Below are 26,181 nucleotides of genomic sequence, written 5' to 3' on the forward strand. Positions count from 1 at the left end.
AGCGGTTGCGATATGACCTTGACCACGGGTCTTGGCGAGCGGGACATATCATGCCTGGAGACGAAACCGCGACGCGGTAGAGTGATACACCGTGGCTTTAACTATTGGATTCGTCGGACTTCCCAACGTGGGGAAATCAACCCTGTTTAATGCACTCACGCGACAGACCGTGCTAGCAGCGAATTACCCCTTCGCGACTATTGACCCGAACGTGGGCGTGGTCAACCTCCCCGATCAGCGCTTGTACCAGCTGGCGGAGATGTTTCACTCGGAAAAGATTCTGCCGGCCACGGTATCGTTCGTGGATATCGCTGGAATCGTCAAAGGCGCCTCGGAAGGCGAGGGGCTGGGTAACCAGTTCTTGGCCAATATTCGTGAAGCTCAGGCCATTGCCCAGGTGGTGCGGGTCTTCGAGGACTCCGATGTGGTTCATGTCGACGGACAGATCAACCCGACCTCCGATATGGAAACCATTAACACCGAGCTCATCCTGGCGGATTTGCAGACTCTCGAGAAGGCTATTCCTCGAGTGGAAAAAGAAGTCAAAGGCAAGAAACGCCCGCAGGCGGAACTGGATGCCATGGTGGCGGCCCAGAAGGTGCTGGAACGTGGCGAGACGATCTTCTCGGTCATCGAGTCGGAGAAACTTGATCTCGAGGCGCTCAAAGAGCTCAATCTGCTCACTGCCAAGCCGTTCATCTACGTGTTTAACTCCGATGAGACGGTCCTGAACGATGAGGCCAAGAAAAAAGAACTAGCTGAGCTGGTCGCGCCGGCGCAGGCAGTCTTCTTGGATGCCAAGTTCGAGGAAGACCTGGTTGAACTGGACGAGGAAGAAGCCCAGGAGATGCTGGCCCTGAACGACCAAGAAGAGTCAGGACTGGACCAGCTAGCACGCGTTGGTTTCGACACCTTAAAATTGCAGACCTACCTCACCGCCGGCCCGAAGGAAGCCCGGGCCTGGACCATTAACCAAGGAGACACCGCTCCACAGGCTGCCGGCGTGATTCACACTGATTTCCAGCGGGGCTTCATCAAGGCCGAGATCGTCTCCTTCGACGATTTGATGACGGCCGGATCAATGAACGAGGCCAAGGCTGCCGGTAAGGTCCGAATGGAGGGCAAAGACTACATCATGCAAGACGGCGACGTGGTCGAGTTCAGGTTCAACGTGTGATCGGCGCTCTCTGCGATGATCCGAGCACCGCCCCGGTTGCCTCGTCATGAGAGGACCGGGGCAGTGCCGTACTTGGAGGGCCCTCGCCTCTGTCGCGGTTGCTAGGTGCTCTGCTATCATGATTGATATCAGAGGAGGTGTTCGCAGATGTCATCCATCATCGTTCGCGGTCTCGACGACGCCGTGAAGCAGCAACTCGCTGCACAGGCGAAGGAGCACGGTCGGTCGATGGAAGCCGAAGTTCGCGCCATCCTGACCAAAGCTGCACGCCGGCCGCACATAGGAATCGCTCTGCTGGCAGCCGCGCAGGATGTCGGGGGAGTCGAGGAGCTACCGATCCCGGTGCGCGATGACGTCGCGCGGGCGGTGGACTTCGAGTGATCATCCTCGACACAAACGTGATCTCGGAGATCTTTCGACCCTTGCCCGAGCCACGCGTAGCGGACTGGCTCACGTCCCTGGAGGGTGACGTAGCCATCACGTCCGTCACGCTCGCAGAACTGCTGGCAGGTTTGCGGCGGTTGCCGGATGGTCGGCGCAGAGATGCGCTGACCAGACGAATTGACGTGGCGCTCGCACCGTACAGGGGCGGCCGCGCTGTGTTGCCGTTCGATGACGTGGCCGCCGACCGCTATGCCGACGTGCTCGTGGCTCGAGAGCGCGCGGGAGCGCCGATCAGTACCGCCGACGCGCAGACCGCCGCGATCTGCCTGGCGCACGGAGCAACCTGCGCTACGCGCAATGTGAAGGACTTCCAGCACACCGGCGTAGAACTGGTGGATCCGTGGAAGGTCGATGCGTGAAGCATCATTCGATTGAGGTCATCGCCCATCAGCAACGCACTGAGGCAGATCTGGCGTGAGCTTCGAGAATTCTTCGGTAGTGAGTATCTCGAGGAGTTCGGAGAGTGGGATCCGCAGCAGTCCTACGGCTACGCGTCACATGATGTCCACGTCAGGGCACGGGCCGAGAACCGCGTCGTCGACCACGTGGGATGGGTGCGCGGCGAGATCGCTGTCGGTACGGAGGTCGTCGCGATCGTGGGAGTCGGCGGTGTCTTGATCTGCGCTGACGCAAAAGGGGTGCGTCTCGGGGGTGAGCTCATGGGGTGGGCTGAGCAGTCGGTGCGGGATCTTGACCAACTCGCGTTCGACTACTTGTGCTGTCGAGAGCAAGTCGTCCCGTTCTACGCTCCATGTGGTTGGCCTCGGATCTATGCCCGCGAGAAGTCGATCGGACGTGACGGCGAATCTGTCGTGGATGAGCTCGGCCCGTCGATCCTCATCCTGCCAATCGCCCCGCTCGAGTCGTGGCCAAAGGGCGACGTCGACCTGCGCGGACGGGCTTTGTAGTCGCTGACTGCAGATGGCCGTACGTGCCGGAATGCGGTCGAGTTCCGCTTTAACGTGTAGCGGATCAACCACCGGTGCGAAGAAGTAGCGATGGCGAACGAACGGATCACCGACCGAGGATTTCGTCGAGGCTCAGCTTCGATTGCTAGGCTTCTACGACGGTCCGGACGAAATTGTCGTCGAAAAGCCTGTCTTCGCTGAGATCTAAGACTCGTACCCGGCCGTCGACCTGCCGAAGCTCTGGATCCAGTGTGTCAAGAAGATCATCGACAAGGCCCGCCTGCCTGTCGCGAAGCTGGAAAGCACGACCCAGCTTCAGGTCCACCCCCGAGCTACGCACGCCCACCAAGGGCTACCCACAGGGAGTGCTGAACAAGATCGTGACGCTGCTCCCCGAGAAGGTGATTCTCTTCCTCACGGTGTACCAGGACTTCGACGTCGTGGCATCCGTCATGTCGGAGTCCTCAGGCCAGTAACTCCCTTCTATCCGAACAGATGGTGGGGATGCTTAAAATGTGACGGGGCTTCCTTCAGACTTAGGTCATGGCGAAGCTCGACACCGGCTGGGCGATCATTGAGATCGACCGATTCTCGCCCATACCGGCGCAGGTCCACCCGGGCACGGGTTCAGGGCTTGCATTTGTCGGCACCGTCATGCGTGGCCCCAGGACCGAGGCGTCAGAGCGAGCGCATGTTATCCAGCAAATCCTTGATCGGGCGTTGCCGGGGTGGTCGCGGAACCGTTCGGACAAGGACAAGGACTACTCGTGGCTGCGCGATCAGGCGTCTCGGGCGAAGGTCGCACTGCGGAGGCAAGTAGGGCTCGCCGAGAAGCTCGAGGACAACGCCCCGGATATGGACGCAGCCAATGTCCACCCGTGGGCATGGGAGAATGGGCGCTTGTACTGGAAAACCCGGCACTATCATCAGACTGTCATGCACGTCGCCATCCGGATGAACGTCGAGTCACAGGCCAAGCTTGGCCGGAAGGATATCTCGGAGACTGCGCTGTTCAACGAGGCGTTCTCGCTGACCCCTCCAAATCTGAAGCCACTAGGTGGCGACTGGTCGAGGATGACGGCAACAAGACGTACGAAAATCTCCACCGTGGGGCTCGTGCCTTTGCCGAGGGGCTCTACGCTGCCCTCGGCAACCCTTGAATGCGCACCCGTGAAGAGGGCATCGGACCGGGGCGGAGATTTGTCGATGCGGACGGCAATGGAAGGACGAACTCTCGTTGTATGCGTGGCGAGCTCTCGCGGAGCATAGGAAAAGTTGCCGAAATATGGGGTGGCGATTTTCGCTCTAATCTCTGGGAGCACTCCCAGTCCCTATGAGAACTTGAGTGTAGAACTTGCAGGGTCTATGGTGAGGGCATGTGGAGCGTCGACATTGAGCCAATTGAAGAGTGGCTCGCTTCACTGGATGACGGTTCGCGTGTGCAGGTGGTCGCCGCGATCGAGTTGCTGGAGGATTAAGGGCCCCAGCTCGGTCGACCGATCGTCGACAGTGTAGCCGGGTCCCGGCATAAGAATATGAAAGAGCTCAGGCCCGGCTCGTCTGGCCGGTCCGAGTTGCGCGTTCTGTTCGCGTTCGATCCAGAGCGAGTGGCGATCATGCTGATCGCCGAAGATAAGATCGGCGATTGGAAACGCTGGTATAAGAAGCACATTTCGTTGGCCGACGACCTCTTCGACGAGCATCTGGCCCGACTGAGAAGAGAGTGATTGAAATGCCAAAGAACCTGAAGGATTTCGTCGCCGAGCATCCTGTTGACCGGGGACGGGTTGAGGCGCACAAGAAGCGGATGCTTGCTGAGGTTCGCGCCTACCGTCTGCGAGAGCTACGGGAGCAGGCCGGACTGACGCAAGCGCAGCTGGCAGAGCGCATTGGCGTCGGGCAGCGGCAGGTTTCGAAGATCGAGCAAGGCGACCTCGACAGCGCGAAGGTTGGCACCATCCGCAGTTACCTTGAGGCCGTCGGTGGCGAACTCTCCCTTGAGTACGTGATGGGAGACCAGCGAATGAAGGTCGCCTAACGGCAGATGTTTGTCCGTGCCAGAACATAGTCGAGTTCCGCTTTAACGTGTAGCGTTGGAGGGTCTCGGTCGCCGTCTCGTTGCAAGATTAGGTGACGGTTGTCTCCTCACTTCCTGGATGATCCGTTAGGATCGGTTTACAGTACTGATATGTCCTCGGCCGTAACGCGGGATCCCTCGTTCACGTCGCCCGGAAAATTTAACTGGATCGCCGATATTGGCCAACAGCTCTTGGTATATATTGCAACTCTCTTGGTGCTGGCCCTCCTGGTTGTCCTGGCCGCCGCGGACGTGCTGAGGGGTGATGTGGGCAGTGATGATCCCGTACCTGCGGAATTTGTGTTACTTTTTTGGGGCGGGATTATGGGATGCTACCCCGTGTAACACAGGGCCCTTGCGGTGTAAAAGATGACTATATTGCGCAAAGCCCTCGCTTTATTCCGACGTTGCTGTTCTCGCAGATCATCGGTGGGGTCTTGTTCACCGTGGTGGCTGTCCTTCTCGTCACCTGGCAAACGGCCGAATATTCACCAGGAACTGTGATTGGTTCAATTTCTCGCGAGCCACAAGCATTGGCCACGGTGGTATTTTATTGTGTCACGCTCTGCGTTCGGCCACATGCCGTGGCCCATTTCCTGATCAAGGTGACCTCGAAACCAAACACACAGGTTCTCGGCCTGATTGTCGGGCTTCCGGCATTTTTGGTGACTTTATTGGGTGGTCTGATCTTGGCAGCCGTCTAACGCACTCCGGACTCCGTGGATCTGGCCCAACAATTTGCCCTCTGGGGTGGACTCGCTCTCTGTGGCCTGGCTGTTTATCTGGTGACACTCATCTGGTGGATCGTCCCGGTGCGTAACCAACGGCTCAGTCCACCGCCGCGTCATCCGGGAATGTTCGTTGGGGTGTTTCAACGGGGCCGGGATAACGACGCAAAGGGACAGCACTAGAGCTCTCGTGCACGCCTGAGACGACGGACACTTGTCGATGTTAACCTACTGTGGAGACATGAACGCTTGGACCATCGTCACCATCACGGTGATAGCCGTACTGGTCGGCACGATCCTGCAACGGCTATCGGGAACCGGTGTGGGCCTAGTTGTTGCCCCCGCACTGTCACTTGTGCTCGGTCCGGCCTTCGGCGTACTCCTGACCAATATGACCACGATGGTGTCCGGGTTTCTGATCATGCTCAGCATGTGGTCGAGCATCAGCTGGCGTCACTATGGGTGGATCATTATCCCAGCTGTTCCCGGTGCATGGGCGGGAGCCTGGCTGGTGAGCCAGCTCTCTGCCGCCTGGCTGTCCATCGTCCTGGGAGCGATCGTCGTGCTTGCCATAGTGGTCACCGTGTCCCTACGTCAGCTACCAGAGTTGACGGGGCGCCCCACAACAGTGGTGGCAGGTGCACTGGGAGGACTGTTTAATTCAACGTCGGGAGTCGCCGCGCCGGTGATGGTAATCTACTCCCGGCTCTCACGGTGGGACCAGCGCTCTTTTGCGGCCACGCTCCAGCCGATCTTCATGACCATGGGAGCACTCTCGGTCGTGATGAAACTAGGTATGGGAACGGTGATGGACGGCCCAGAACCAGACATCCCGCTGGTGGTGTTGTTGGTCTGTATTGTGGTCGCGGTGGGATTGGGTTTGACGGTCGCGCTTTTTCTCTCCCGCTACGTCTCCGCTCTGACAGCACGCAGAATGGCCATGACACTGGCCGGCCTCGGTGGCGTCAGTGCGATAATGCGGGGAGTGTTTCAGCTAGTGGCTTGACCATGAGCCTCGATCTGCATGGTGAAAAGACGAATGGCGTCACGAGCACCGAGCAGCAGTGGTGGAAGACGGGTGCAACGTGGCGCAATGATCGAGCGTTGTGCGCAGGTGTGCGAGAGTTTCGCACACCAGTTGGTTGGTCACGCGATTGCTCACCATCAGCACGGCTCGGCAGATAGGGGAGACATCCAGCTCCCGCGCTGAGGCCGGCAGGATACTGATTAGGAGAAAATCTCGTTCAGTTGCTGGTAATGAGACAACCGGCCCCTATCATCTGCAACTGTTCATCATGACTCGTGCTCGAACCAGGGTATAAGAAATCCTCAATCAGGATGTCGACTTGGTTGAAGGGATATCAGATACCGTTGTGTCTTTGATGTCGGATATTAGATTCGACGGATCTGGGTGGTACCACGGTGCGCTTGGTCGTCGACATCAGGACAAGAGCAAAACTCTGTATCTGTCTGATATGGCCTTCGACGACCGTAGTTATACTGTTCTGAGTCTTCTGGAATGTGACGGTCGAGTAGATTCCGCAACGGCGAGTCGGCGTCTGAACCTCGGGCCTGCTCAAGCTCGCCGTATCGTACGGCGGTTGCTCGGGTCCCGGCAGATAGCCCAACGAGTTGAAGCAGCTCATATGCAAGATCAGTGGCCAGGAGTCCTGGTGCTGTGGATGATGGTCTCAGCACATCGCCTCCTGGACGTTTCGAGGCGAATCGAACAGATACCAGGTGCCAGATTATGCGCAACACTCGTGGGCGGAGGCGCGAATTTGTATGTTGTCACGTGGTTGAAGTCCCTCCGTGATGCTGCTGAGACAGAAGCTGAGATTGTCTCCGATCTTCCGGTACGGGTTGTAGACCGGAGCCTCGTGCTGCAGTACTTCAAAAGGATGGGCGTGCTCATCGACCACAATGGGCGACGCATTGGTCATGTGCCGTGGGTCCAAGACTCCAGTCAACCGGTTCATGAGGGGCGGTGTCTCGCTGAAAGCGTGCAACACATCACATAGTTTTCGGTGCTGACATACGATGAGATCGTGGGCACGCTTATCATCATCGTGCTAGCCGTGATGGTTGGCACGGTCCTGCAACGATTGTCAGGGACCGGCGTGGGATTGGTCGTCGCTCCGGTACTGTCGTTGGTTCTTGGGCCGACCGCCGGGGTGTTGCTGACCAACATGACCACGACGATTTCTGGCTTTCTGCTTATGCTCAGCGTGTGGTCAAGAATTCGTTGGCGCCAGTATTGGTGGATCATTATCCCGGCCCTTCCAGGTGCGTGGGCGGGCGCCTGGCTGGTGAGTCAGCTTTCTGCCGCGTGGTTGTCCATCCTGCTCGGGACAATTATCGTTCTAGCATTGCTGATCACTGTGTCCTTGCGAGATCTACCAGAGTTCACTGGGCGCACCGCCACGGTCGTGACAGGAACTCTTGGAGGATTATTTAATTCAACCTCAGGGGTCGCTGCCCCGGTCATGGTGATTTATGCTCGAATCTCACGTTGGGACCAGCGCTCATTTGCCGCCACCCTGCAACCGATCTTTATGACCATGGGAGCGCTGCCGGTGGTGATGAAACTGTGGACGGGGGCGGTGGAGGATTCCCCAGAGGCCGGAGTCTCGTTAGCCGTGTTAGTGGTCTTTCTTGTGGTGGCAATAGTGGGCGGGCTGGCGATCGCACTTTTATTGTCCCGCTATGTTTCCGCTCTCTTAGCACGACGAATGGCCATGACGCTGGCGGGACTCGGCGGGATCAGCGCGATCGTGCGCGGGGTGTTTCAGCTTTCGTTTTAGACTTGAGCCCCGACCTGCATGTCGAAAATAAACACAATATGCAGGAAAATGAAGACAAAAAATTCTCCTTGACCTTACAAGCTTCGTGTGTGATACTTTTCATGTCTCTTCGTCTGGGGAGACATGATGCAAAGGAGCCCGCAATGAGCGCAGTGAAAGTATCGCAGAAGAACTCGTCATATATCCCCTCTAAGCGACCTTTTGTCGTGGTGACGTATACATTTTTAATGATCTTTGGATTGATGTTTTCTGGAATACATCCGGCTGAGGCAGCAAGCCGGAATCTTGGCGGAAAATCTTGTACAGGTGGCACGGTGGCGACCACGGCTACCGGTAACCGCACCATCGTTCACACGGCACTTCGTGGCGATGTGAGATACGAAAAATCCTTCAAAGGAGGGGCCAAGTATCGTCAGACGACTTTTTACACCAAACAAAAGATCATCACCTCTAGCAATGTCAGTAATGGTGCTGGAGGACGGTTTACAGCTGCCCGGATCTTTTGCGATCACTAAGACAGAGCTCTCATGAGATTGCAAAAATAACGGATAGGTTATGATGTTCTGTCTATTTAATACTAGAAAAATATTGACTCGCTGTGTCCAAGGTACTGCTACTGTCCTGCTGGTTGCAGGATTGTCCGGCTGTGGGACTACTAACGAGGATGGCTCCGATGGGGCCCAAAAAAACCCTTCGCCTGAAGCAAACCAAAATAGCAAGGCAGAGATCACGGACATTGAGCGAGTTGGGAACTGCATGAAGGACCGTGGATGGGATGTCACGGTTGACGTCCGCGAGGGGTCCATGGAGTTCCCGAATGGGTACCACGAGGACCAGGCAGAAGCAGTAGAGCGCGATCGTGAAGCCTGCTTTGACCAATTTGGTGACGATAATGTGCCTTTATCTGAAATGAGCGACGAGCAGTGGCGTGATGAATATGACACTGCAGTTGCAGTCTCAGAGTGCATGGTGGAACACGGTCACAACGTGGCTGAACCGCCGAGCTTCGAAGTCTTTAAAGAAGGAGTGCTCAGTGGTACCAGTGATTGGGACCCGCGTGCTGATCCCGATAATCCCGATATGTCGAGTGAAGAGCACTATTCTCGCTACGAGGACTGCCCGTTCTCGAAATTTGAAGGCTAAGTCACACGTGAGCAGTAGGGTTCTCTGACGTGGGATCCCATAATATTCGGTCCCTGACGTCCCGAAGGTCACCCATGACCTGGTTGAAGCTGGCGTTGGGCGCGGTGCTGGTGCTAGCCGTAGGTGTTGGCGTTGGATGGGGGCTGAAAACGGTTCTTCAACCCCCATCAGAAGTTCTTCAGGAACGCGCCTACACTCTGACGGAGACAAGCTCTGGTGAAGTTGGCGATGAGCTCAGGCTGAACACCGCCGCCGTATGGCGCGCTCAACCTGTAGCTCGTAATCAAGCCGTTGGCACGCTCACGAGTATTGATATCAGTCCGAATCAGAGTGCCGGCAACGGCGCTCGCGCCTACACGGTGGATGGGCGTGCGGTGAGCATTGCTCAAGGTGACGTGCCGATGTATCGGGAGATCAAAGAAAAAGACAAAGGTAAAGATGTTCGGCAACTCCAGGTGATGCTCGGAGCGTTGGGCTACTATCACGGCAGAGCAGATGGTGAAGTCGGTTCCGGAACAGTCGACGGGATTAAGGCGTGGCAGAAGGCCCTGGGAGTTGACGATAACGGAGTGGTTGGTCAAGGTGACATCGTCTTCGTTCCGACCTTGCCCGCCCGCATGAGCATCGCGGGTGATGGTCTCACCGTTGGTTCGTCTCTGAACGGTGGTGAAGAAATCATCAATGCGTTGCCGACTGCGCCTCGGTTTGCGTTACGCGTCACATCTGAACAGGCCGAGATGATCGCCACAGGAACTGCCGTGAAAATTAGTCACGAGGACCAGGTGTGGGAGGGAGTTGTCGGTCAGCGAAATGACCAAGCTGATGCTGAAACCATTGAATTAGCCGTTGTCGGAGCAGATGACAAACCGGTGTGCGGCGATCAATGTGCGACGCTGTCGACGCAGAGCGAAACGTTATTGGATACGGTCGTCGAACTCGTTGAACCAGTACAAGGTGTCACCGTTCCTGACGCTGCCATTTCAACAGATGCCTCTGGTGAGCAGTATGTGACGGACGAGAGTGGTGTCAAGCACTCTGTGACGGTCAAAGCCTCGGCGCGAGGCATGTCGGTCATCGACGGGGTTGACGAAGGGATCAGGGTGCGTTTGCCGGGTGAACAAGGATGACTGACGTTTGCCTGGCAACCGAATCACTGAGTTTTGGGTACAAAAATTTTGCGCTCTTATTTGAGGACTGGTCGTACGAGTTCGAACCCGCTGCTACCACCGCCATCACCGGTCCATCAGGTTGTGGAAAATCCACGCTCCTCTATTTATTAGGGCTGATGCTGACACCATCTGCTGGCAGCATTCAGTTAGCTCATCAACGGGTAGATAACCTCTCCGATGCGTCCCGGGCGAGACTTCGAGCGCACTGCTATGGCTTCGTGTTTCAGGATGCAGCGTTGGACCACTCGCGAACAATTATGGCCAATGTCACTGAGGCGGCGGTTTATCGCGGCCAACGGCCAAGTCGATATCGTGAAGCGGCAATGACATTACTAGATCGGTTTGGTGTTGAATTGCGTGCAGATCATAAGCCTGGGCAAGTTTCAGGTGGACAAGCTCAACGCATTGCCCTGTGCCGAGCCCTGCTGGGAGATCCCCAAATTGTTTTAGCTGATGAACCGACGGGAAATCTTGATCCCAGCTCTGCGGAGGTCGTGTTCTCGGCGTTGCAACAGCAGGCAGATTCGGGAGCGACCGTGGTGATAGTGACCCATGACCATGCGCTGGCAGCTGCGTGCAACCAACATCTCAGCTTCTCAGAAGGAGACTGACCGGTGACATCTTTCACAAGTAAGCGGACGGGTCCGGGCATCCTGACCCTCATCCGCGAAGCTGATGCGATGAACCGTAGCCAACCGGTGATCACCATCGTCACAATCTTGATGGTTTGTGGAATGATGATTGCGGTCCTGCTGACCACCGGCCGGACCGTCGGGGCAGAAAAGTCTGTGGTGTCTACCCTCGATGATGTCGGAACCAAATCTTTGACAATTTACGCAGAACCGGATGCGGGATTGACGACGAAGTCGTTGGAAAATATTCAACGCGTTGAAGGCGTTGAGTGGTTCGCAGCTTTCGGCCCGGTCCAAGACGGATATAGCACATTGTCACCGAGCGGGGGTCCTGTCGCGGTTCGACAGTTCTGGGGCATGAGCATCCCCGGCATTCCCGAATATCACCAACGCTCTGATGGCCAGCTCGAGGGCTATGCCGCCCGGGACGCGGTGCAACAAATGCGACTCGAGGCAGCCATCGGGGGAGCACAGTTGACCGATGGACGGGTTTATTCCCTCATGGGAAGTTTTATACCACCAGAGAACCTTGGCCACTTGGGTTCGAGCGTGCTCGTACCGGCACCGGCAGAGGACCACGAAGGCCGTCACCAAACCGTATCCATGATGACGGTCGTTGCTGAAGATCCGGGGTATATTGGGGCACTCAATGACGCTATCCCTGCGGTCTTGGAAGTAACCGACCCACAATTCATCAGGGTCGAAACCAGCCAGCAAATGGCACAACTTCGTTCTGCTGTGCAAGGACAATTGGGACAATTTGGACGATTCTTAGTTCTGGCCATTCTCGGATTAACCGGCTTATTGACGGCCGTAATTCTATCGGGGCTGATGATGTTGCGTCGCAAGGACTTCGGCCGTCGTCGCGCATTGGGAGCATCCCGGTGGATGATTCTGACTCTCGTCTTATGTCAATTCACCGAACTGTCGGTGATCGGTTCCTTGGTCGGCACGCTGATAGGCGGTGGAGCGCTATGGCTACTAGGCGATCCACTGCCGGACTGGAGCTTTTTCCTGGCCTTGAGCATCTTAGCGATCATCACATCCTTATTAGCTGCACTGATTCCTGCGATGATCGCCTCTCGGCGTGATCCGCTCCGAGAACTCAGAGTGCCCTAAGGGGCCACGGCCTGGTGACCATCAGTGGCTTCGTACGGCACAACGCTGATTAGGAGAAAATCTCGTTCAGTTGCTGGTAACGAGATGCATCGAGACGTTGTTTAGCCTCGAGTGCTTTCATGTTTTCCTGCACCTGCGCGACCGAACTGGCGCCGGTAATCACGGTGGAAACACGCGGGTTATGGAGGATCCACGCCAGAGAAAGCTGCGCCGGAGTGACCTGGAGTTCCTCCGCAAGAGATCCCAATCGTGCCACTTTCTCTGCAACGTCTGGTGCTGTGGCGGTGGCAACCAAGTGGCTGTGTTCCGCACTGGATCCCCGGCTACCTGAAGGGGCTCCCTGGCTATATTTGCCGGTGAGGATGCCTCCAGCCAAGGGGCTCCACGTAGTAAGACCGAGAGCGAAGTCTTCGTAGAGCCGCGCGTACTCTGTTTCGACGCGCTCGCGGTTCAGCAGGTTGTACTGGGGCTGTTCCATATACGGCTTGTGCAGGTGGTGTCGCTCGGCGATCTCAAAGGCGCCACGAATCTCTTCGGCTGACCATTCTGACGTGCCCCAATAAAGAGCTTTGCCGGAAGACACCATGTCGCTCATGGCCCAGACCGTCTCTTCAAGCGTGGTAGCGGGATCCGGACGATGACAGAACACCAAGTCGACGAAGTCCAAACCCAAGCGTTCTAAGGAGCCCTCAATTGCGTGGAAGAGGTACTTGCGGTTCAGTGTGTTCCGCAAGTTGATGTTGTCCTCGATGCCCCAAAAAAGCTTGGTCGAAATGAGGTAATCTTGCCGAGCCCAGCCCAGTTCCGAGATGGCCTGGCCCATGATCGTTTCCGAGGCACCACCGGCGTACACCTCGGCGTTGTCAAAGAAATTGACCCCGGATTCGGCGGCGACCTGGAGGCATTCCTTCGCCAAGCCGGTATCCAGAGTGGAGCCGAAAGTCACCCAGGAACCGAAAGACAGCTCACTGACCTTAATACCGGCTCGTCCTAAACGGTTGTATGTCATTAACTGCTCACTCATGAGGACCTGCTTTCTCTGGGGTGGGTTAGGGGCTCGACAGCCCAAGAACAATCTCAATTGCTCACCATTCTGGTACGTCGATGTCCACGTTGGCTAGGTGTTTTGGACCAGCCTTGTCATTCCGGTTAACCTGTCGCGGTATCCTGAGCAGCGCCTTAGCTAACTCGCCACCACAGCAACCGATGAATTCAGTAGGGAGACCATGACAGAATGAGACTATGTCTGAGACCGTTGAACTGCACCTGAGCCAGAATGAATCCGCGGATCGTTTACTGAGTTCCAACCCACTCGCGCTGATGATTGGCATGTTGCTCGACCAGCAAGTATCCATGGAACTGGCTTTTGCTGGACCAGAGAAAATTGCCGATCGAACAGGCGTCATGGAGGCCGAAGCCCTGGCTAGTTACGACCCGGACGAACTGGTGGAAGTCTTCCAACAGTCACCTGCGGTCCATCGTTTCCCTGGTTCCATGGCAACACGGGTGCAAAAGTTCTGTCGCGTGATCGCCGACGAATATGAAGGTGACGCCTCCGCCATCTGGACCCAAGGAGACCCCGACGGGGCAACGGTGCTCAAGCGGTTGAAGAAACTCCCTGGTTACGGCGACCAGAAAGCCAAAATATTCTTGGCACTCTTAGGCAAACAGTTGGGATTCTCTGGATCCGGATGGCGCGAAGCCTCCGGAGAATATGGAGACCCGGAGGCAATGCGCTCGGTGGCAGACATTTATGACGAACAATCTCTGGCTGCGGTCCGCGAAACCAAGAAAGCTATCAAAGCTACCGCCAAGAAAAAGAAGCAAGATACTCCAGACTAGGCGGCCAATGCCAGTCGCGATTGCAACGTGGCGATGTGTAGCGACGCCTCGGAGCTCTTCATATTACCGTTCAGCTCTCGCTGAGTGAGATCAAGGCAGGTAATTGCATCCAGGCTCGTAACGGTGTGACCTTGCAGTTCTGTGGCCAAACTCAAGAGTTGATTTAACTGTGCGGTCGTTGCGTTCATCATAATCCTTTCAAAAGTTCAATAACGTTCAGTGGGTCGTAGCGTTTTGCGCGAGGCAAATTCGTCTCAAGGACGCCAACAGCAGGGGCTGGAATGTCGTTTCCACGCGTGCAGGTGAGATCCGTGCACGTTAGCGGGACGGATATCTGGTGGCACAGCCTAAGGATGGAACCGGTAGGGAGTTTTGTCTAAAACCGGTGGTGCGCCCGCTGTTGTGATATATCGAGCGCGAGAATGCTACATCGTCAGGTTCACGATGTTTGCGCGTCGCGTGCTGGAACATGACCTGGGTGCGATTTCCAGCGAGACGAGTGATTCATTAAAACAGCTTTTGCGCAGAATTGCAAGTTAATGAATGCGGCCATAGCTGGCCTCGTTTCTTGAGCGAGGCATAGTGCGGTGTGACCGCTGTTCCCGAATAGCGTGCCAGTGAACTGTTCGCTACAACAGGGAAACGAGATAGCGCTGACGGTGAGGGCGTCAGACTGTGCGGCGATGATTTGAGCAGTGCATCCAGTAATGGGTAGTTATCCTGTCACTCTTTCGGACGGTGTATGACATCGGGTGCCAGGGCACGTGATGGTTTTTCCGTCCTCGAAGGACGCCAACGCTACACTACTGAGACGGTGGGGCGGGAAAGTTTCGAAATGTCGTTGCGCTCGTGATGGAGATGTGCTGAATACTTCGAGACGACTGGCGCCTCATGGCCGACCGCAACACGGATACGGAATAAGGCACCACACATCTGGAGTCCTAGATGTCTATGGCTCCTGGATCTTTTAGGTCGTGTGACTGTACTGGCGCGCTGACTGGCATCAAGATGCCCTTGATATGGATAGGATTACGCCTGGTCTTGGCAAGCTCACGTTTAACACAAAAGGTTGGTGCCCACCGAGCCGGCGGGCACCAACCTTAGCTCAGGGGATGAACAATTACTGCGCCGTCTGGCCACCGTCTACTGGAAGAACTGTGCCAGTGACAAAGCTCGCTAGAGGCGATGCTAGATAGAGCGCTACTTGACCAATTTCTTCAGGTTCCGCGGCACGGCCGATGGGGGTATCTCCAATAACCTTGTCTCGGGTCTCCGGGTCGTCAAGCCACTCTTGAGTCATGGGAGTGGCAACAAGTCCGGGAGCTACCGCATTGACGCGAACGTTTTGATCGGCGAATTCGAGGGCCGTGGCCTTGGTGAGTCCAATGACACCGTGCTTACTGGCAACATAGGGAGACATGTTGTAATTTCCGATCAATCCGGCAATGGATGCGGTGTTGACGATGGCTCCGCCACCGTTGTCTTTCATGTACCCGACCTCGTGCTTCAAAGCTAAGAAGACACCTTTGAGGTTGACCGCGCTCACCTTGTCAAAGGCTTCTTCATCCATGTCCGGGACGGAAGCGTCCGGAGCGGAAACACCAGCATTGTTGAAAGCTACGTCCAGTCCACCGTAGGTGTTGACCGCGGTTGCCACTGCGTTTTTCACCGAATCGGAATCTGTCACGTCGGTTTCGACAAATGTTGCGGTGCCACCATCTTGAATAATCAGGTCAACTGTTTCTTCGGCTTCGGAAGCTACATCGGCCACTACGACATTGGCACCCTGCTGGCCGAAAACTCGCGCAGTTGCACGACCGATCCCGGTTGCGCCACCTGTGATCAGGGCGGTCTTACCAGTGAAGTCGAGTAGGTTCTCTGCCATGGTTTATATCCCTTCAGTTGTTCTTGTGATCGCAAGGACACTTTTAAGGATATTCGTTTAATCACGTGACACCAGGTCTCATCCGCGATCTGGCGGACAGTTTTTCCGGTGGATAAAAATACGACGTAGTAGGTCACAACAGTTGTAGGACCAGCCGTTGACATGCACGGATGCCACGCTCGATTGCGACCTTGCGAGACGTTCGGTCGCTTCCATCTGCATCGAATCCGCTAGGTTGGAAATATGCACATTGCCACGCATCGAATCGAAGGCGGACCGCGTCGAATCGCCTTTATGCATGGACTGATGGGACGCGGTCGAAATTTCACCTCGCCGGCGAAAGCACTGGCCGATGATGCAACTAGCTTATTGATTGACCTGCCCAATCACGGGCGCAGTGATTGGACCCGCGACTTCGACTACGTAGAAATCGCTGACGAGGTCGCCGAGATGCTACGGGCGGATTTCGGTAGCGAGGAACCGATCGTGCTACTGGGTCACTCTCTGGGTGGCAAAGTGGCCATGACTCTTGCGCTCCGGCACCCTGATCTCCTCAAAGCACTGATTGTTGAAGATATATCTCCTACCGATACCGGCAACTACTCGACCTTTGATCATTTGTTAGGGTCCTTGCGATCGGTTGACTTGCAATCGGTGTCTGAGCGCTCCGAAGTCGAAGAGCAACTAGCCGAGCCTATCCCGGAAGACTCGATTCGGCAATTTCTCATGCAAAACCTGCGACGAACCGATCGCGGATACCAATGGCAACCCAACTTGGAGATGCTGTATCAGAACCTGGACGCCATCGCAGGGTTCCCAGAGCTCACCGCAAGCTATGAAGGGCCGGTGCTGTGGATCAAAGGGGAGCAGTCGAACTACATCGACGACGACAGTGCGGTGGTGATGCGGGAGCTATTTCCCAAGGTGCGAAAGTCCACTGTCCGCGGCGCCAACCACTGGGTGCATTCCGAAAAACCGCAAGAATTCGTGGCCCTGCTTAAGTCCTTTCTCGATAGCTTGTACCCCACTGACGCCTAACAACGACCCGAGAACATACCGTGCAGAGACGACTGCCTACACTATTTGATAACCTCGCACATCGTGACCACACCAACTGATAGAAAAGATACGACCGCCTCGCAACGATCAGACATTCCACGGGTCCCCGTCGGCCCCGGAGGCAAACCGGCGTGGGTCAACCGGCGTGTCTTCGCCTCGCCGCTGTTGCGCCGAATCTGCTATGCGGTGGTTTTCGAGGGATTGGCCGTCGGATTCACGACCCTGATTTTGTTCTTGCTGGGTCACGCGTCCTCATCCAGTTTTCTGGTCGGGGTGGTGTCCTCTACGGTCGCGTTGACGTGGAACCTGGTGTTCAACTGGATCTTTGAAAACCTCGAGCGTCTCAACGGAATCACGCATCGACCCTGGTGGGTCCGCGCATTGCACACGGTCCTATTCGAGACAGGGTTGCTGAGTATCCTGATTCCCGCCGTTGCCGTGATCTTAAACGTCTCCATCTGGGAGGCCTTGGCTCTCGAAGCGGTGCTGTTGGTATTTTTCCTGATTTACAATCCGGTCTATGCCTACTTCTTTGACCGAGTCTTTGGACTTCCCGAACCAGCGGAAAATTACCGTTAGCCTGGGAACCAAGTCTCTAGCGTAGGTCGAGGAATTCCTGAATAGCGGGAAGCTCCCGCTGAGCCTGTCGGTAGCCACGCTCGTATGTTTCACGAAGTAGGCGCAAATCTCGGGTACCACTGCTAACCGGCATGACCTCGGGGATGAACAGATAGGCTTTGCCTTGATCCCGCAATTCGAAGAGCTTTTCTTTGGTTTCGTTATAGCGTTCGTGCCGGGTCAGCATGGCGTCAATGACAGCCGGATAACGTGGGAACCAAGATCGAATCACCGGCTCGAAGCGTTGCTTGTCTTTCCAGTAGCTTTCTTCCCGGGTCATAACCACGAGTAGCTTCTCATAGCCGTGCTCCAGTGCCGTCGACAGTGGCACCCCACCGTCAATCCCGAAAGCACCGTCGAGGAACAGCTCGCCATTGACGTTCACCTTCGGCATTAAGATCGGGATGGTCGAGGATGCTCTCACCCGTCGCATGAGCGCAGCCTCCGTGCTGGTGGCTTCTTTGTCCCACCATACGGTTTCGCCGGTAGCCATTTTGAAACCACCCAGCTGAATTTGAGCGGGGTTGTCCCGGTAGACCTGAAAATCAAAGGGTAGAACGCCTTCAGAACGGCAGGAATCTTCGTAGATGTATTTGGAATTCAGCACACCGTGGCCCTGCAACCAGGTCCACCAGCTACCCAACCGAGGATCACCTGCGAATTCCACAAAGCTCCGACGGGTCCGCAGGGGGTCCTGTGCGACGTAGTTGACGGCCAGGGTGGAGCCCGCCGAAATGCCAGCAACAAAGTCGAAAAGAATGTTCTGCTCCAACAGGCTGACCACCAGCCCAGCGGTATAGGAGGCACGCATTCCTCCGCCTTCGAGAACTAGAGCAGTGTCGGTGATATTGCTGTGTTGGGCAGTGCTAGCTAGTTCCACGCTTCAGACCATATGCTAATTGTATGGCAACAATCAATATGAAGGGCCAGCCCATTCAGACCAGCGGTGAGCTCCCCGCCATCGGAGACCTCGCCCCCGATTTCACGCTGGCCGGAACCGATCTGTCGGATATCAAACGCGATGATTTTATTGGCAAGAAATTGCTCATCTCGACCTTCCCCTCGCTGGATACGGGAGTGTGTGCAGCCTCGGTCCGTCGCTTCAATCAAGAGGCAACTTCTTTAGATGGCACCGTGGTACTCAACGTCTCGATGGACCTGCCCTTTGCGCACAGTCGCTTCTGCGCCGCTGAAGGAATCGACCAGGTTACCAATGCCTCAGCATTCCGTTCTCGTTTCGGAACGGACTATGGGATCACCATTGCGGATGCCCCTATGGCTGGTCTGCTAGCCCGTTCAGTCATAGTGCTCGATGAAGAAGGTAAAGTCAGCTACGTACAATTGGTATCGGAAATGTCTTATGAGCCCGATTACGAACAGGCGCTCGCCGCATTGCAGTAATCGGTGAGTGTAACGGAGCTAACTCTGCACTTTTCAGATCAGAACCGCCGGAACGAAGCGGGGTCACCTCACGGTGATCCCGCTCATTTGTACGATCCGACACCGACCGCCCAACTACCGCAGGTTCCGCCTCGGTCGATCGCTCCAGCACGGTCACCGCAGCCCTCTTCACACGGTGCAGGCTATTGGACCGTCATTGTCTTGGGCTTTATCGCGGCTGCGGTGTTGGCTTATGGGGTCTTGTTGGTGGGGTTCCAAACGTTCCAAGGAATGACCGCCGACTCCGCCGTCAATACTCAGCACCGGAATCAGCCACTGGCGGAGGATTATGCAGGGCCTCAGCAGGATCATACTGCGACGCAATTGGCTGACGAGCTGGAGTTGGCCCATGAGGGGATTCCGGTGGATTTTTCGGTCCCGGGTAGTGCTACGGGATGGGGTAGTACTGAGATTGATTCAGGGCAACGTCTCGATGAAGCGCCGGGGGTGCTTTTAGTGGAGACTACTCACCTGGCGGCCTTTGGGGCCGGTACCGGTTTGGTACTCAGCGAGGAGGGGCTGGCGGTGACTAACTACCACGTGGTGGAAGGCTCGTCGCAGGTTTCGGTAACTGTAGCGGATACGGGCGAAACGTATACGGCCACGGTGCTGGGCCGAGATGCTGAGCATGACGTTGCGGTGTTGCAGATCGTGGATGCTCCCGCCTTACAGGTGGCCTCCATTAACACTGAGACCCCAGATATTGGTGATCGAACCGCTTCGGTCGGCAACGGGGGTGGGCAGGGGTTCTTGACCTCTGTTGTGGGGGAGGTCTCGGACCTGAATGTCACGATCCTGGCGTCGTCAGAGTTCAGTGAGGGCGGTGATCCCTCCCGCATCTCCGGGGTCATGCAGATGACTCAGGACGTTGTGCCAGGATATTCTGGCGGACCGTCTGTGGACGGAGATGGGCAGGTGATTGGGCTGACCACGGCCGTCTCAGAAGGGACTACCAGTGAAGAGGTCGAGGGTTTCGCCGTGCCCATTACCCAGGTGTTGTCTGTGGTGGAGCAGGTCTTGGCTGGTGAGGAGTCTGAGACTGTTTCGATCGGAGCTGACGGTGCGTTGGGCATTATCATCAGTGGTGCCGATCATCAGGTGATGGTTGAGGACGTGCTGTCCGGATCGGTTGCTGAAGAAGCCGGTCTCCGTGCCGGCGATCGACTTATTTCGGTTGATGGCATAGTAGCCAATAGCTCAGATCACATCTCGACAGTCATTCGGTCTCGCAATGTCGGCGACGAGGTCGAGGTGGTCTGGGAGGACTCCTCAGGGCAACGCCAGACGGGTATCGTGGAGCTACAAGAAGCGGCGACCAACTAATCGAGCGTAGTTGGTTTTGTGGCGGTCTGGTTACTCGGTGTCTGCAAGACCTTCCACGTCCGATAGTTCGGCGTGAGGAGTCTCTGGCGGGACAGGTCCGTTGATACGTAAACCGGTCTGTGCATCGAAAATCTTCAGGTGTTCCGGGTCTGGGGAGACCCGAATACGATCTCCGGGCTGTGGTGGACGACGTCCCGGCACGCGGACTACGACGGGCTGGTGGGTTCGAATCCCCTCCAACGTACCGTAGACGTGGGCGTCAGCGCCCAGCTGCTCGGTCAGCTCGACAATCATCTCCAGCCCGTTGGTGGGGTCTACATGCAGGTCCTCCGGGCGGAAACCAACAGTCACGGAATCACTGGTGGCATTGTTCAACGTCTCCGCAGCCACGGGCACGGTGGTGCCACCAAGCTGGATGGACTGAGCATCGTGGCGGGCTGCCACGAGGTTCATCGCAGGGGAACCGATGAAGCCCGCGACAAAGACGTTGGCAGGATTCTCGTAGAGGTTACGTGGGGTATCAACTTGCTGCAGGACCCCTTCCTTGAGTACGCAGACACGGTCACCCATGGTCATGGCTTCGACCTGGTCGTGGGTGACATATACGGTGGTCGTTGCCAGCTGACGGGTCAGTGCAGCAATCTGAGTACGGGTTTGTACGCGTAGCTTGGCATCCAAGTTCGACAGTGGCTCGTCCATCAAGAACACTTTGGGCTCACGCACGATCGCCCGGCCCATAGCCACGCGCTGACGCTGACCACCAGAGAGCTCTTTGGGCTTGCGATCGAGATAGGGGAGTAGGTCCAAAATTCTGGCGGCTTTTTCGACCTTCGCGCGTCTCTGCGACTTTGACACACCGCTGATTTTCAGGGAGAAGGCCATATTATCGGCCACGGTCATGTGAGGATACAAAGCATAGTTCTGAAACACCATGGCAATGTCGCGTGCCTTAGCGTCTTGGTGCGAGACGTCCTCGCCACCGATGAGAATGCGCCCCTCGTCAACGTCTTCCAAACCGGCCAGCATCCGGAGTGCAGTTGACTTGCCACACCCTGAGGGGCCCACCAAGACGAGAAATTCACCATCGTCGATGGCCAGGTCGAGCTGATTGATGGCCGGACGGGATCCGGCAGAGTAGATCCGGCTGGCGTGGTCATAAGTCACTGATGCCATAAGTAGGTGGCTCCTTGAGGGCTATACCGGGGCCATCCTGAATGGGCCAGGATGACCCCGGTGAGTGGGATAGTGAAGCAGAACGCGGACTCTCGGTCCGGATCAGTTCTCGATATCGTCGGCGATCTCGGTTTCGTACAGGCCCTCGAGCTCCTCCTGCAGGCTCTCGAGCCTGTCGCGGACATCGACGTCGTCGTTGGTCAAAATCTCCTGCAAGGCGCCACTGATAGCCAGGTCGCCACCGGGCAAGAACACGCGAGAATAGTCCTGAACGCGAGCGCGCTCAAGCTGGTCAACAGCCGTCTCAAATTCGGGAGTTTCATCATAGACGTCGCTCATCTCAGCATCGGTGCGCACCGGAACGTAACCGGTTCCGGCCGAAAATTCGGCGGTATTCTCCGAGTTGGTGACAAAGCCCAAGAACTTAGCTGCTGCCAGTTGCTCTTCCGGGGTGGACGAAGCCGAAATCATCAGGCCGGCACCACCGGTGGGGGTTTCACCTTCTGCTTCCGGACCCGAAGGGAGGAAGGCAACGCCAACTTCGAAGTCAGCGCTCTCCAGGACACCACCCAGGGAACCAGTGGATTGGATCATCTGGCTAGACACACCGGCGCTGAAATCATCGGCCTGGTCTCCCGATGCCACCGAGGCCCAATCACTGGTTGATTCTTGAGCAAATTCGAGAGCCTCAACGTTAGCGTCAGAGGACATGATCTCGAAGTCCCATTCCTCTGACCAAGCGCCACCATAACCCCACACGAGGTTAGCCATGGTCCACGCCGGGTACTCTGGCTGAGGCGGGTAGACGAAAGCGGAATCGGCGACATCAGCTTCCATCAGCTTCTCGGAAACCTCGGCGACTTCCTCCCAGGTCTCAGGAACTTCCTCGATGCCGGCCTCTTCGTAATGGTCAGCGTTGTAGTAGAACAGCGGGGTGGAGCGAGCGTAGGGCACACCATAGTGGGAACCCTCGTAGTTGTAGTCCTCGTAAAGGGCTTCCACATAGGTATCGGTATCGACTTCGGCTGCTTCCAGTACATCATCCAGCGGCAACAGCGAATCGTTGAGGTAGTTCGGGAACCAGGTGGCGTCTGAGAGCACCACGACGTCGGCGGTATCGCTACCACCAGTCTGATACCACTGCGAGGTTTCTTCGTAGTTACCGCCGGAATTGATCAAGTTGACCTCAATGCCAGTTTCCTCCGTGAAAGCCTCAATCATGCTTTCTTCGATGTCGACGGAAGCACCGGGGTGGTTGGACGCAAAGGTGATCTCATCGGCTGGTTCGATGCTGGACCAATCGATGTCGCTGGGTTCTTCCGGTCCGTCTCCGGAGGTGTCGGGACCGCATGCGGTCAGCGCCAGGGCGCAGATGCTCAGGGCGGCAACACCGCTGAGGACTCGGGGGGATCGAGGGGTCTTCATGGGTATTCTCTCCTTTAGTGGGTAGGGGTGAGGATGACTATTTGACCGCGCCCTGGGTCAGCCCGGCAACGATATAGCGTTGGAGCGCGGCGAAGATCAGTAGCATCGGAACGATAACCAGCACAGCTCCGGCCATCAGGATGCCGTAGGATCCGGGGGAGTTTTCGATTGACTGCAACAGGTTGAGCCCCACCGGCAGGGTCATTTTCTCGGGGGTGTCAACGATGATCAGCGGCCACAGGAAGTTGTTCCATTCGTTGACCACGGTGACCAGTGTGACTGTCGCAATGGCAGGTAGGGAGACAGGCACGGCGATTTGCACCAGCTTGCGTAGGTGCCCGGCACCGTCGAGTTCTGCGGCTTCAAAGAGTTCCTTCGGTAGCGCCTTGAAGTTTTGGCGTAACAGGAACGTCCCAAAGGCCGTGCCCAAGCCGGGCAAGATAATTCCCCACAGGGTATCCCGGCCACCGAGGCTCGTGATGGTCAAATAGTTTGGTAACATCGAGACTTCTGGTGGCACCATCAGGGCGACCAGCATACCGAGGAAGATCAGATTTGCACCCGGGACCCGGATGAAGACCAGAGCGTATGCGGTCGTAATCGCCAAAATGACTTTGATCGCAGCGCCGATCGCGGTGACAATCACACTGTTGCGTAGCACTGTCAATAGCGGGACGCGATCGGCCACCGTGCTGTAGTTGTCCAGGGTCGGGTCTTGGGGAAGAACGGTGGGATCGGCGGTAATGATCTCCGCGGGTGGTTTGAAACTAGAAGAGACCATCCAGGCCAGCGGGAGCACAATGATCAAGAAGGCAATAAGCAACGGCAGGTAACCGGTCAGCAGGGTGTCGGCGAGATGACGAGGGGCAAAGGCTTTGCGCCAACTCATCGTGTCGGTTTCTTGGTTCATTGGTAGTGCACCTTTCGCTCGACGAACCGCATCTGAATCACGGTGATCAAGAACAGCGTGAAGAACAGGACCACCGCGATGGCGGCAGAGTAGCCGGCGCGCTGATAGGCGCCGAAGGACTGCAAATAAACCTCAAAAATAATCGTGTTCGTTCCGTGCCCGGTGGGTGTCATGGTCCGCAGGATGTCGAAGGCATTCGTCATCGAGAAGATGATGTTGGTGACCAATAAGAAGAACACGGTGGGGGTGAGCAACGGCAGCGTGACAGAGAAGAACCGGCGAATCGGACCGGCGCGGTCGATAGTAGCGGCTTCGATAAGGTCTTGGGGGATTGATTGCAGACCGGCGAGAAACACCACGGCGCAGAAACCCAGGTTCTTCCAGACATAGACGATGATGACCATCAACAGTGCCCAGTCTTCATCCAAATACCATTGCGGCGAGTCCAGGCCGAACCAGTCGAGAATGTGGCTCAGTGCGCCGCGCTCTGGGTTGAAGATGAAATTCCAGACCAGGGCGACACCCACGCCAGAAAGAACATAGGGCGAAAACACCGCGGTGCGGGCGACAGTGCGTCCGGGAATCTTTTTGTTGAGCACCAGGGCGATGAGCAAGCCCAGAATCATGGACCCGGCCACTGTTCCGAGTGTGAAGATCGCGGTGACCCGCCAGACCTCGAGGCCGTCATCAGAGGTGAAGAAACGAACGTAGTTATCGAGCCCGATCTGCGTCGCGGTGCTGGAGCCCAAACGCCAGTCCAAGGTGGAGTAATACATATTGCTGATCAACGGATAATAAATAAAAGCCAAGATCAGCAGGATATTTGGGCCAGCGAAGAGGAGAAAGAAGGTCCAGTTCTTGGACAGTCGTTTACGCCTGGCTTTGCGTCGTTCTGTTGCCAGTTCGTCTTGGTCGGAATCCTGCGATAACGCTGTTTGTTCCGGATCCCGGACGCGTACTGTGGACATTCCTGCCTTCCCCGTACGGTGTGAGTAATTGGCGCATTCGCACGCCAGCTACACAGTGTGAGGAACGGAGTTAACTATGGGATCACCAGGAGGTAAACGGTAGATGTAATACGTGTTGGTAGGTCGTGAATCGATCAAGGTGAAGAATGTGCCGACGCTGTTTATGATTTTGTGGTGACGATATCAAGCCTCGATAATTGAGATTCGATAGTTGTTTTTCGGGCGACGAAGAACCCGCAGATCAGGAGCACCATGATAGTGGCCATCATCACGATTAAGGGCGTTGTCCAGGAGCCCGTCGCGGAAAAAAGAGCCCCGATGCTCACCGGTCCGGTGGCGGCAATCATATAGCCGATGGGTTGGACGAAGTCGGAAAGTCGCGCGATGGCGGTGGGGAAGGCCCAGCCACCGAAACCGAAGAATATCGCCCAGATCCAGGCGCCGCCGGCTGGATCGATTAAGAGCCCAAGATATCCTGTTGCGGTACTGAGCCCGAGAGCGATGATCCAGCCACTGATGTTCTTGCTCCGGGAAATGATCCACGGCATGACGAACCCGCCAATGATAGGCACGGCGGACATGATCGAGACCAAGGCTCCGGAAACAGCGGGAGAGACCCCGGCGTCCTGATAGATCTGTGGGAGCCACCCGAATTGCACATAAGCGTTCATGGATTGGAACGCGAAGAACCCGGTCATGGCCCACGCCAGGGGGCTGCGGTAGATCTTCACGGAGGTAGCGGATGGGGTGACCGCCCGAGGCCGATCCCGACCCGTGTGCACCCACAGGAGGATGCCCATGATCCCCGGCACGATGGCTGCTACAGCCCAGAATCCCAGGGTTGCACGCCATCCGGTGATCTCCAGCGCTGCTCCCAGGCTCTGTGCTAAGGGGACTGCCGTCAGTGAGCCGAGTGCTCCCGAGGCAGTGACCACGGCAGAGTAGGTGCCCATTAAGCCCACCGTGGCGGTGCCGGCGTGGGTTTTGATCCAGGCTGGCGCCAGCACATTGCCGATTGCAATCCCGGACAAGGCCACAACGGTACAGAAGAGGAACAACCAGGCGTTCCCGGTAAGCGCTCGGGCCAGTCCGCCGATCAAGATCAGTCCACACCCCATGGTCAAACCTCCGGTGAGCCCGAATTGTTGGGCGAACCGGACGGCAACGAAACCCAGTGCACCGAAGCACAGTCCCGGTAGCGAGGTTAACAGGCTCTTCACAATCGAGGGTGTAGACGGGGGTCTCGGGGAAGTGGCGCGTCGATAGCTGGATAGAGGTCGAGGCCTTCCGATGATGGAAGTTCCTACACAAGCCATCTGAAAGACCTCGACGTGCCT

At 56.5% G+C, this 26,181-nt stretch carries 31 protein-coding genes and 1 pseudogene; 21 read left to right on the forward strand and 11 right to left on the reverse strand.

Annotated features, from left to right (window positions below):
* Window positions 1-91: 91 nt before the first annotated feature.
* From ychF to DYI20_RS09435, 4 genes are all read left to right on the forward strand, one after another.
* Window positions 92-1,177 carry a redox-regulated ATPase YchF gene (ychF, locus tag DYI20_RS09420; RefSeq protein ID WP_110100193.1) on the forward strand — a complete coding sequence of 362 codons (1,086 nt, stop codon included), beginning with the start codon at window positions 92-94 and terminating at the stop codon, window positions 1,175-1,177.
* Window positions 1,178-1,324: 147 nt separating this feature from the next.
* Window positions 1,325-1,558, forward strand: a complete 234-nt coding sequence (locus DYI20_RS09425; RefSeq protein ID WP_110100006.1) for a FitA-like ribbon-helix-helix domain-containing protein — start codon at window positions 1,325-1,327, stop codon at window positions 1,556-1,558.
* The gene (locus DYI20_RS09430; RefSeq protein WP_110100194.1) at window positions 1,555-1,980 is read left to right on the forward strand and encodes a type II toxin-antitoxin system VapC family toxin; all 426 of its coding nucleotides are present in this window, start codon (window positions 1,555-1,557) and stop codon (window positions 1,978-1,980) included. Before DYI20_RS09425 ends, DYI20_RS09430 begins: the two co-directional genes overlap by 4 nt.
* 12 nt (window positions 1,981-1,992) lie before the next feature.
* A complete protein-coding gene (locus tag DYI20_RS09435) occupies window positions 1,993-2,529 on the forward strand; it encodes a GNAT family protein (protein WP_158524689.1) in 537 nt (178 codons plus the stop codon).
* Between the two features lie 145 nt (window positions 2,530-2,674).
* Here the strand turns inward: DYI20_RS09435 and DYI20_RS09440 are convergent, their stop codons facing one another.
* Window positions 2,675-2,869 carry a hypothetical protein gene (locus DYI20_RS09440; RefSeq protein WP_146206388.1) on the reverse strand — a complete coding sequence of 65 codons (195 nt, stop codon included), beginning with the start codon at window positions 2,867-2,869 and terminating at the stop codon, window positions 2,675-2,677.
* Between the two features lie 203 nt (window positions 2,870-3,072).
* On the opposite strand from DYI20_RS09440, the gene DYI20_RS09445 reads away from it, so the two are divergent.
* From DYI20_RS09445 to DYI20_RS09470, 6 genes and pseudogenes are all read left to right on the forward strand, one after another.
* The gene (locus tag DYI20_RS09445) at window positions 3,073-3,798 is read left to right on the forward strand and encodes a hypothetical protein (RefSeq protein ID WP_110100197.1); all 726 of its coding nucleotides are present in this window, start codon (window positions 3,073-3,075) and stop codon (window positions 3,796-3,798) included.
* A gap of 221 nt (window positions 3,799-4,019) precedes the next feature.
* Window positions 4,020-4,256: pseudogene (locus DYI20_RS12470) on the forward strand (type II toxin-antitoxin system RelE/ParE family toxin); the annotation flags it as partial.
* 5 nt (window positions 4,257-4,261) lie between these two features.
* Window positions 4,262-4,567: a helix-turn-helix domain-containing protein gene (locus DYI20_RS09455; protein WP_110100392.1), complete on the forward strand. Its 306-nt coding sequence runs from the start codon at window positions 4,262-4,264 to the stop codon at window positions 4,565-4,567.
* A 150-nt stretch (window positions 4,568-4,717) separates the two neighbouring features.
* Entirely contained in the window at window positions 4,718-4,951 is a 234-nt protein-coding gene (locus tag DYI20_RS09460) for a hypothetical protein (RefSeq protein WP_110100198.1), read from the forward strand.
* Window positions 4,936-5,310, forward strand: coding sequence for a hypothetical protein (locus DYI20_RS09465; protein ID WP_146206389.1), 375 nt, complete (start codon window positions 4,936-4,938; stop codon window positions 5,308-5,310). The genes DYI20_RS09460 and DYI20_RS09465 overlap by 16 nt, the downstream gene beginning before the upstream one ends.
* A gap of 265 nt (window positions 5,311-5,575) precedes the next feature.
* Window positions 5,576-6,340 (forward strand): sulfite exporter TauE/SafE family protein, encoded by a 765-nt coding sequence (locus tag DYI20_RS09470; protein ID WP_110100200.1) that lies wholly within the window; start codon window positions 5,576-5,578, stop codon window positions 6,338-6,340.
* A gap of 742 nt (window positions 6,341-7,082) precedes the next feature.
* On the opposite strand, the gene DYI20_RS12205 is transcribed toward DYI20_RS09470, so the two are convergent.
* A complete protein-coding gene (locus DYI20_RS12205; protein ID WP_147472552.1) occupies window positions 7,083-7,313 on the reverse strand; it encodes a hypothetical protein in 231 nt (76 codons plus the stop codon).
* A 48-nt stretch (window positions 7,314-7,361) separates the two neighbouring features.
* Between DYI20_RS12205 and DYI20_RS09480 the strand changes: the two genes are divergently transcribed.
* From DYI20_RS09480 to DYI20_RS09505, 6 genes are all read left to right on the forward strand, one after another.
* On the forward strand, window positions 7,362-8,138 hold the full coding sequence (locus tag DYI20_RS09480) for a sulfite exporter TauE/SafE family protein (RefSeq protein WP_233487801.1): 777 nt from the start codon (window positions 7,362-7,364) through the stop codon (window positions 8,136-8,138).
* Window positions 8,139-8,281: 143 nt separating this feature from the next.
* On the forward strand, window positions 8,282-8,653 hold the full coding sequence (locus DYI20_RS12210; protein WP_146206390.1) for a hypothetical protein: 372 nt from the start codon (window positions 8,282-8,284) through the stop codon (window positions 8,651-8,653).
* 241 nt (window positions 8,654-8,894) lie between these two features.
* Complete coding sequence (locus tag DYI20_RS09490; RefSeq protein WP_110100203.1) at window positions 8,895-9,281, forward strand: hypothetical protein; 387 nt, start codon at window positions 8,895-8,897, stop codon at window positions 9,279-9,281.
* Between the two features lie 74 nt (window positions 9,282-9,355).
* On the forward strand, window positions 9,356-10,408 hold the full coding sequence (locus tag DYI20_RS09495) for a peptidoglycan-binding domain-containing protein (RefSeq protein ID WP_110100204.1): 1,053 nt from the start codon (window positions 9,356-9,358) through the stop codon (window positions 10,406-10,408).
* On the forward strand, window positions 10,405-11,061 hold the full coding sequence (locus DYI20_RS09500; protein WP_110098528.1) for an ABC transporter ATP-binding protein: 657 nt from the start codon (window positions 10,405-10,407) through the stop codon (window positions 11,059-11,061). The genes DYI20_RS09495 and DYI20_RS09500 overlap by 4 nt, the downstream gene beginning before the upstream one ends.
* Window positions 11,062-11,064: 3 nt before the next feature.
* Window positions 11,065-12,201 carry an ABC transporter permease gene (locus DYI20_RS09505; RefSeq protein ID WP_110100205.1) on the forward strand — a complete coding sequence of 379 codons (1,137 nt, stop codon included), beginning with the start codon at window positions 11,065-11,067 and terminating at the stop codon, window positions 12,199-12,201.
* A gap of 49 nt (window positions 12,202-12,250) precedes the next feature.
* On the opposite strand, the gene DYI20_RS09510 is transcribed toward DYI20_RS09505, so the two are convergent.
* Window positions 12,251-13,225 carry an aldo/keto reductase gene (locus tag DYI20_RS09510; RefSeq protein WP_233487803.1) on the reverse strand — a complete coding sequence of 325 codons (975 nt, stop codon included), beginning with the start codon at window positions 13,223-13,225 and terminating at the stop codon, window positions 12,251-12,253.
* A gap of 218 nt (window positions 13,226-13,443) precedes the next feature.
* Between DYI20_RS09510 and DYI20_RS09515 the strand changes: the two genes are divergently transcribed.
* The gene (locus tag DYI20_RS09515) at window positions 13,444-14,043 is read left to right on the forward strand and encodes an HhH-GPD-type base excision DNA repair protein (RefSeq protein WP_110098531.1); all 600 of its coding nucleotides are present in this window, start codon (window positions 13,444-13,446) and stop codon (window positions 14,041-14,043) included.
* Here DYI20_RS09515 and DYI20_RS09520 read toward each other — a convergent pair.
* Both DYI20_RS09520 and DYI20_RS09525 read right to left on the reverse strand, forming a co-directional pair.
* The gene (locus DYI20_RS09520; protein WP_110100206.1) at window positions 14,040-14,234 is read right to left on the reverse strand and encodes a hypothetical protein; all 195 of its coding nucleotides are present in this window, start codon (window positions 14,232-14,234) and stop codon (window positions 14,040-14,042) included. The genes DYI20_RS09515 and DYI20_RS09520 overlap by 4 nt on opposite strands.
* A 929-nt stretch (window positions 14,235-15,163) precedes the next feature.
* Window positions 15,164-15,928 (reverse strand): SDR family NAD(P)-dependent oxidoreductase, encoded by a 765-nt coding sequence (locus tag DYI20_RS09525; protein WP_110100207.1) that lies wholly within the window; start codon window positions 15,926-15,928, stop codon window positions 15,164-15,166.
* Between the two features lie 243 nt (window positions 15,929-16,171).
* Here DYI20_RS09525 and DYI20_RS09530 point away from each other — a divergent pair, with 243 nt between their 5' ends.
* Together DYI20_RS09530 and DYI20_RS09535 are read left to right on the forward strand one after the other, a co-directional pair.
* A complete protein-coding gene (locus tag DYI20_RS09530) occupies window positions 16,172-16,966 on the forward strand; it encodes an alpha/beta fold hydrolase (protein ID WP_110100208.1) in 795 nt (264 codons plus the stop codon).
* 63 nt (window positions 16,967-17,029) lie between these two features.
* On the forward strand, window positions 17,030-17,566 hold the full coding sequence (locus DYI20_RS09535; RefSeq protein WP_233242915.1) for a PACE efflux transporter: 537 nt from the start codon (window positions 17,030-17,032) through the stop codon (window positions 17,564-17,566).
* 16 nt (window positions 17,567-17,582) lie between these two features.
* Here DYI20_RS09535 and DYI20_RS09540 read toward each other — a convergent pair whose 3' ends face one another.
* The gene (locus DYI20_RS09540) at window positions 17,583-18,485 is read right to left on the reverse strand and encodes a patatin-like phospholipase family protein (protein WP_233487805.1); all 903 of its coding nucleotides are present in this window, start codon (window positions 18,483-18,485) and stop codon (window positions 17,583-17,585) included.
* Between the two features lie 23 nt (window positions 18,486-18,508).
* On the opposite strand from DYI20_RS09540, the gene tpx reads away from it, so the two are divergent.
* A complete protein-coding gene (tpx, locus tag DYI20_RS09545) occupies window positions 18,509-19,006 on the forward strand; it encodes a thiol peroxidase (RefSeq protein WP_110100209.1) in 498 nt (165 codons plus the stop codon).
* An 87-nt stretch (window positions 19,007-19,093) separates the two neighbouring features.
* On the forward strand, window positions 19,094-20,368 hold the full coding sequence (locus DYI20_RS09550; RefSeq protein ID WP_110100210.1) for a S1C family serine protease: 1,275 nt from the start codon (window positions 19,094-19,096) through the stop codon (window positions 20,366-20,368).
* A 30-nt stretch (window positions 20,369-20,398) separates the two neighbouring features.
* On the opposite strand, the gene DYI20_RS09555 is transcribed toward DYI20_RS09550, so the two are convergent.
* The 5 genes from DYI20_RS09555 to DYI20_RS09575 all read right to left on the reverse strand — a co-directional run bounded on the left by DYI20_RS09555 (window position 20,399) and on the right by DYI20_RS09575 (window position 26,064).
* Window positions 20,399-21,541 carry an ABC transporter ATP-binding protein gene (locus DYI20_RS09555; protein ID WP_110098539.1) on the reverse strand — a complete coding sequence of 381 codons (1,143 nt, stop codon included), beginning with the start codon at window positions 21,539-21,541 and terminating at the stop codon, window positions 20,399-20,401.
* Window positions 21,542-21,643: 102 nt separating this feature from the next.
* A complete protein-coding gene (locus tag DYI20_RS09560) occupies window positions 21,644-22,966 on the reverse strand; it encodes an ABC transporter substrate-binding protein (protein ID WP_110098540.1) in 1,323 nt (440 codons plus the stop codon).
* A gap of 37 nt (window positions 22,967-23,003) precedes the next feature.
* The gene (locus DYI20_RS09565; protein ID WP_243857493.1) at window positions 23,004-23,876 is read right to left on the reverse strand and encodes a carbohydrate ABC transporter permease; all 873 of its coding nucleotides are present in this window, start codon (window positions 23,874-23,876) and stop codon (window positions 23,004-23,006) included.
* A complete protein-coding gene (locus tag DYI20_RS09570; RefSeq protein ID WP_110098541.1) occupies window positions 23,873-24,844 on the reverse strand; it encodes a carbohydrate ABC transporter permease in 972 nt (323 codons plus the stop codon). The genes DYI20_RS09565 and DYI20_RS09570 overlap by 4 nt, the downstream gene beginning before the upstream one ends.
* A gap of 161 nt (window positions 24,845-25,005) precedes the next feature.
* Complete coding sequence (locus DYI20_RS09575) at window positions 25,006-26,064, reverse strand: MFS transporter (RefSeq protein ID WP_122549387.1); 1,059 nt, start codon at window positions 26,062-26,064, stop codon at window positions 25,006-25,008.
* Window positions 26,065-26,181 lie beyond the last annotated feature (117 nt).

This window comes from Auritidibacter ignavus, assembly GCF_003703835.1.
In the GTDB taxonomy this organism is placed as follows: domain Bacteria; phylum Actinomycetota; class Actinomycetes; order Actinomycetales; family Micrococcaceae; genus Auritidibacter; species Auritidibacter ignavus.

What these genes read in the sequence shown, in the direction of transcription:
- DYI20_RS09425 (WP_110100006.1), top strand. Translation starts at nt 1,325, where the DNA reads ATGTCATCCATCATCGTTCGCGGTCTCGACGACGCCGTGAAGCAGCAA.
- DYI20_RS09445 (WP_110100197.1), top strand. Translation starts at nt 3,073, where the DNA reads ATGGCGAAGCTCGACACCGGCTGGGCGATCATTGAGATCGACCGATTC.
- DYI20_RS09455 (WP_110100392.1), top strand. Translation starts at nt 4,262, where the DNA reads ATGCCAAAGAACCTGAAGGATTTCGTCGCCGAGCATCCTGTTGACCGG.
- DYI20_RS09460 (WP_110100198.1), top strand. Translation starts at nt 4,718, where the DNA reads ATGTCCTCGGCCGTAACGCGGGATCCCTCGTTCACGTCGCCCGGAAAA.
- DYI20_RS09465 (WP_146206389.1), top strand. Translation starts at nt 4,936, where the DNA reads ATGCTACCCCGTGTAACACAGGGCCCTTGCGGTGTAAAAGATGACTAT.
- DYI20_RS09470 (WP_110100200.1), top strand. Translation starts at nt 5,576, where the DNA reads ATGAACGCTTGGACCATCGTCACCATCACGGTGATAGCCGTACTGGTC.
- DYI20_RS12205 (WP_147472552.1), bottom strand. Translation starts at nt 7,313, where the DNA reads ATGAACCGGTTGACTGGAGTCTTGGACCCACGGCACATGACCAATGCG.
- DYI20_RS12210 (WP_146206390.1), top strand. Translation starts at nt 8,282, where the DNA reads ATGAGCGCAGTGAAAGTATCGCAGAAGAACTCGTCATATATCCCCTCT.
- DYI20_RS09490 (WP_110100203.1), top strand. Translation starts at nt 8,895, where the DNA reads ATGAAGGACCGTGGATGGGATGTCACGGTTGACGTCCGCGAGGGGTCC.
- DYI20_RS09495 (WP_110100204.1), top strand. Translation starts at nt 9,356, where the DNA reads ATGACCTGGTTGAAGCTGGCGTTGGGCGCGGTGCTGGTGCTAGCCGTA.
- DYI20_RS09500 (WP_110098528.1), top strand. Translation starts at nt 10,405, where the DNA reads ATGACTGACGTTTGCCTGGCAACCGAATCACTGAGTTTTGGGTACAAA.
- DYI20_RS09510 (WP_233487803.1), bottom strand. Translation starts at nt 13,225, where the DNA reads ATGAGTGAGCAGTTAATGACATACAACCGTTTAGGACGAGCCGGTATT.
- DYI20_RS09515 (WP_110098531.1), top strand. Translation starts at nt 13,444, where the DNA reads ATGTCTGAGACCGTTGAACTGCACCTGAGCCAGAATGAATCCGCGGAT.
- DYI20_RS09520 (WP_110100206.1), bottom strand. Translation starts at nt 14,234, where the DNA reads ATGATGAACGCAACGACCGCACAGTTAAATCAACTCTTGAGTTTGGCC.
- DYI20_RS09525 (WP_110100207.1), bottom strand. Translation starts at nt 15,928, where the DNA reads ATGGCAGAGAACCTACTCGACTTCACTGGTAAGACCGCCCTGATCACA.
- DYI20_RS09530 (WP_110100208.1), top strand. Translation starts at nt 16,172, where the DNA reads ATGCACATTGCCACGCATCGAATCGAAGGCGGACCGCGTCGAATCGCC.
- tpx (WP_110100209.1), top strand. Translation starts at nt 18,509, where the DNA reads ATGGCAACAATCAATATGAAGGGCCAGCCCATTCAGACCAGCGGTGAG.
- DYI20_RS09555 (WP_110098539.1), bottom strand. Translation starts at nt 21,541, where the DNA reads ATGGCATCAGTGACTTATGACCACGCCAGCCGGATCTACTCTGCCGGA.
- DYI20_RS09560 (WP_110098540.1), bottom strand. Translation starts at nt 22,966, where the DNA reads ATGAAGACCCCTCGATCCCCCCGAGTCCTCAGCGGTGTTGCCGCCCTG.
- DYI20_RS09565 (WP_243857493.1), bottom strand. Translation starts at nt 23,876, where the DNA reads ATGAACCAAGAAACCGACACGATGAGTTGGCGCAAAGCCTTTGCCCCT.
- DYI20_RS09570 (WP_110098541.1), bottom strand. Translation starts at nt 24,844, where the DNA reads ATGTCCACAGTACGCGTCCGGGATCCGGAACAAACAGCGTTATCGCAG.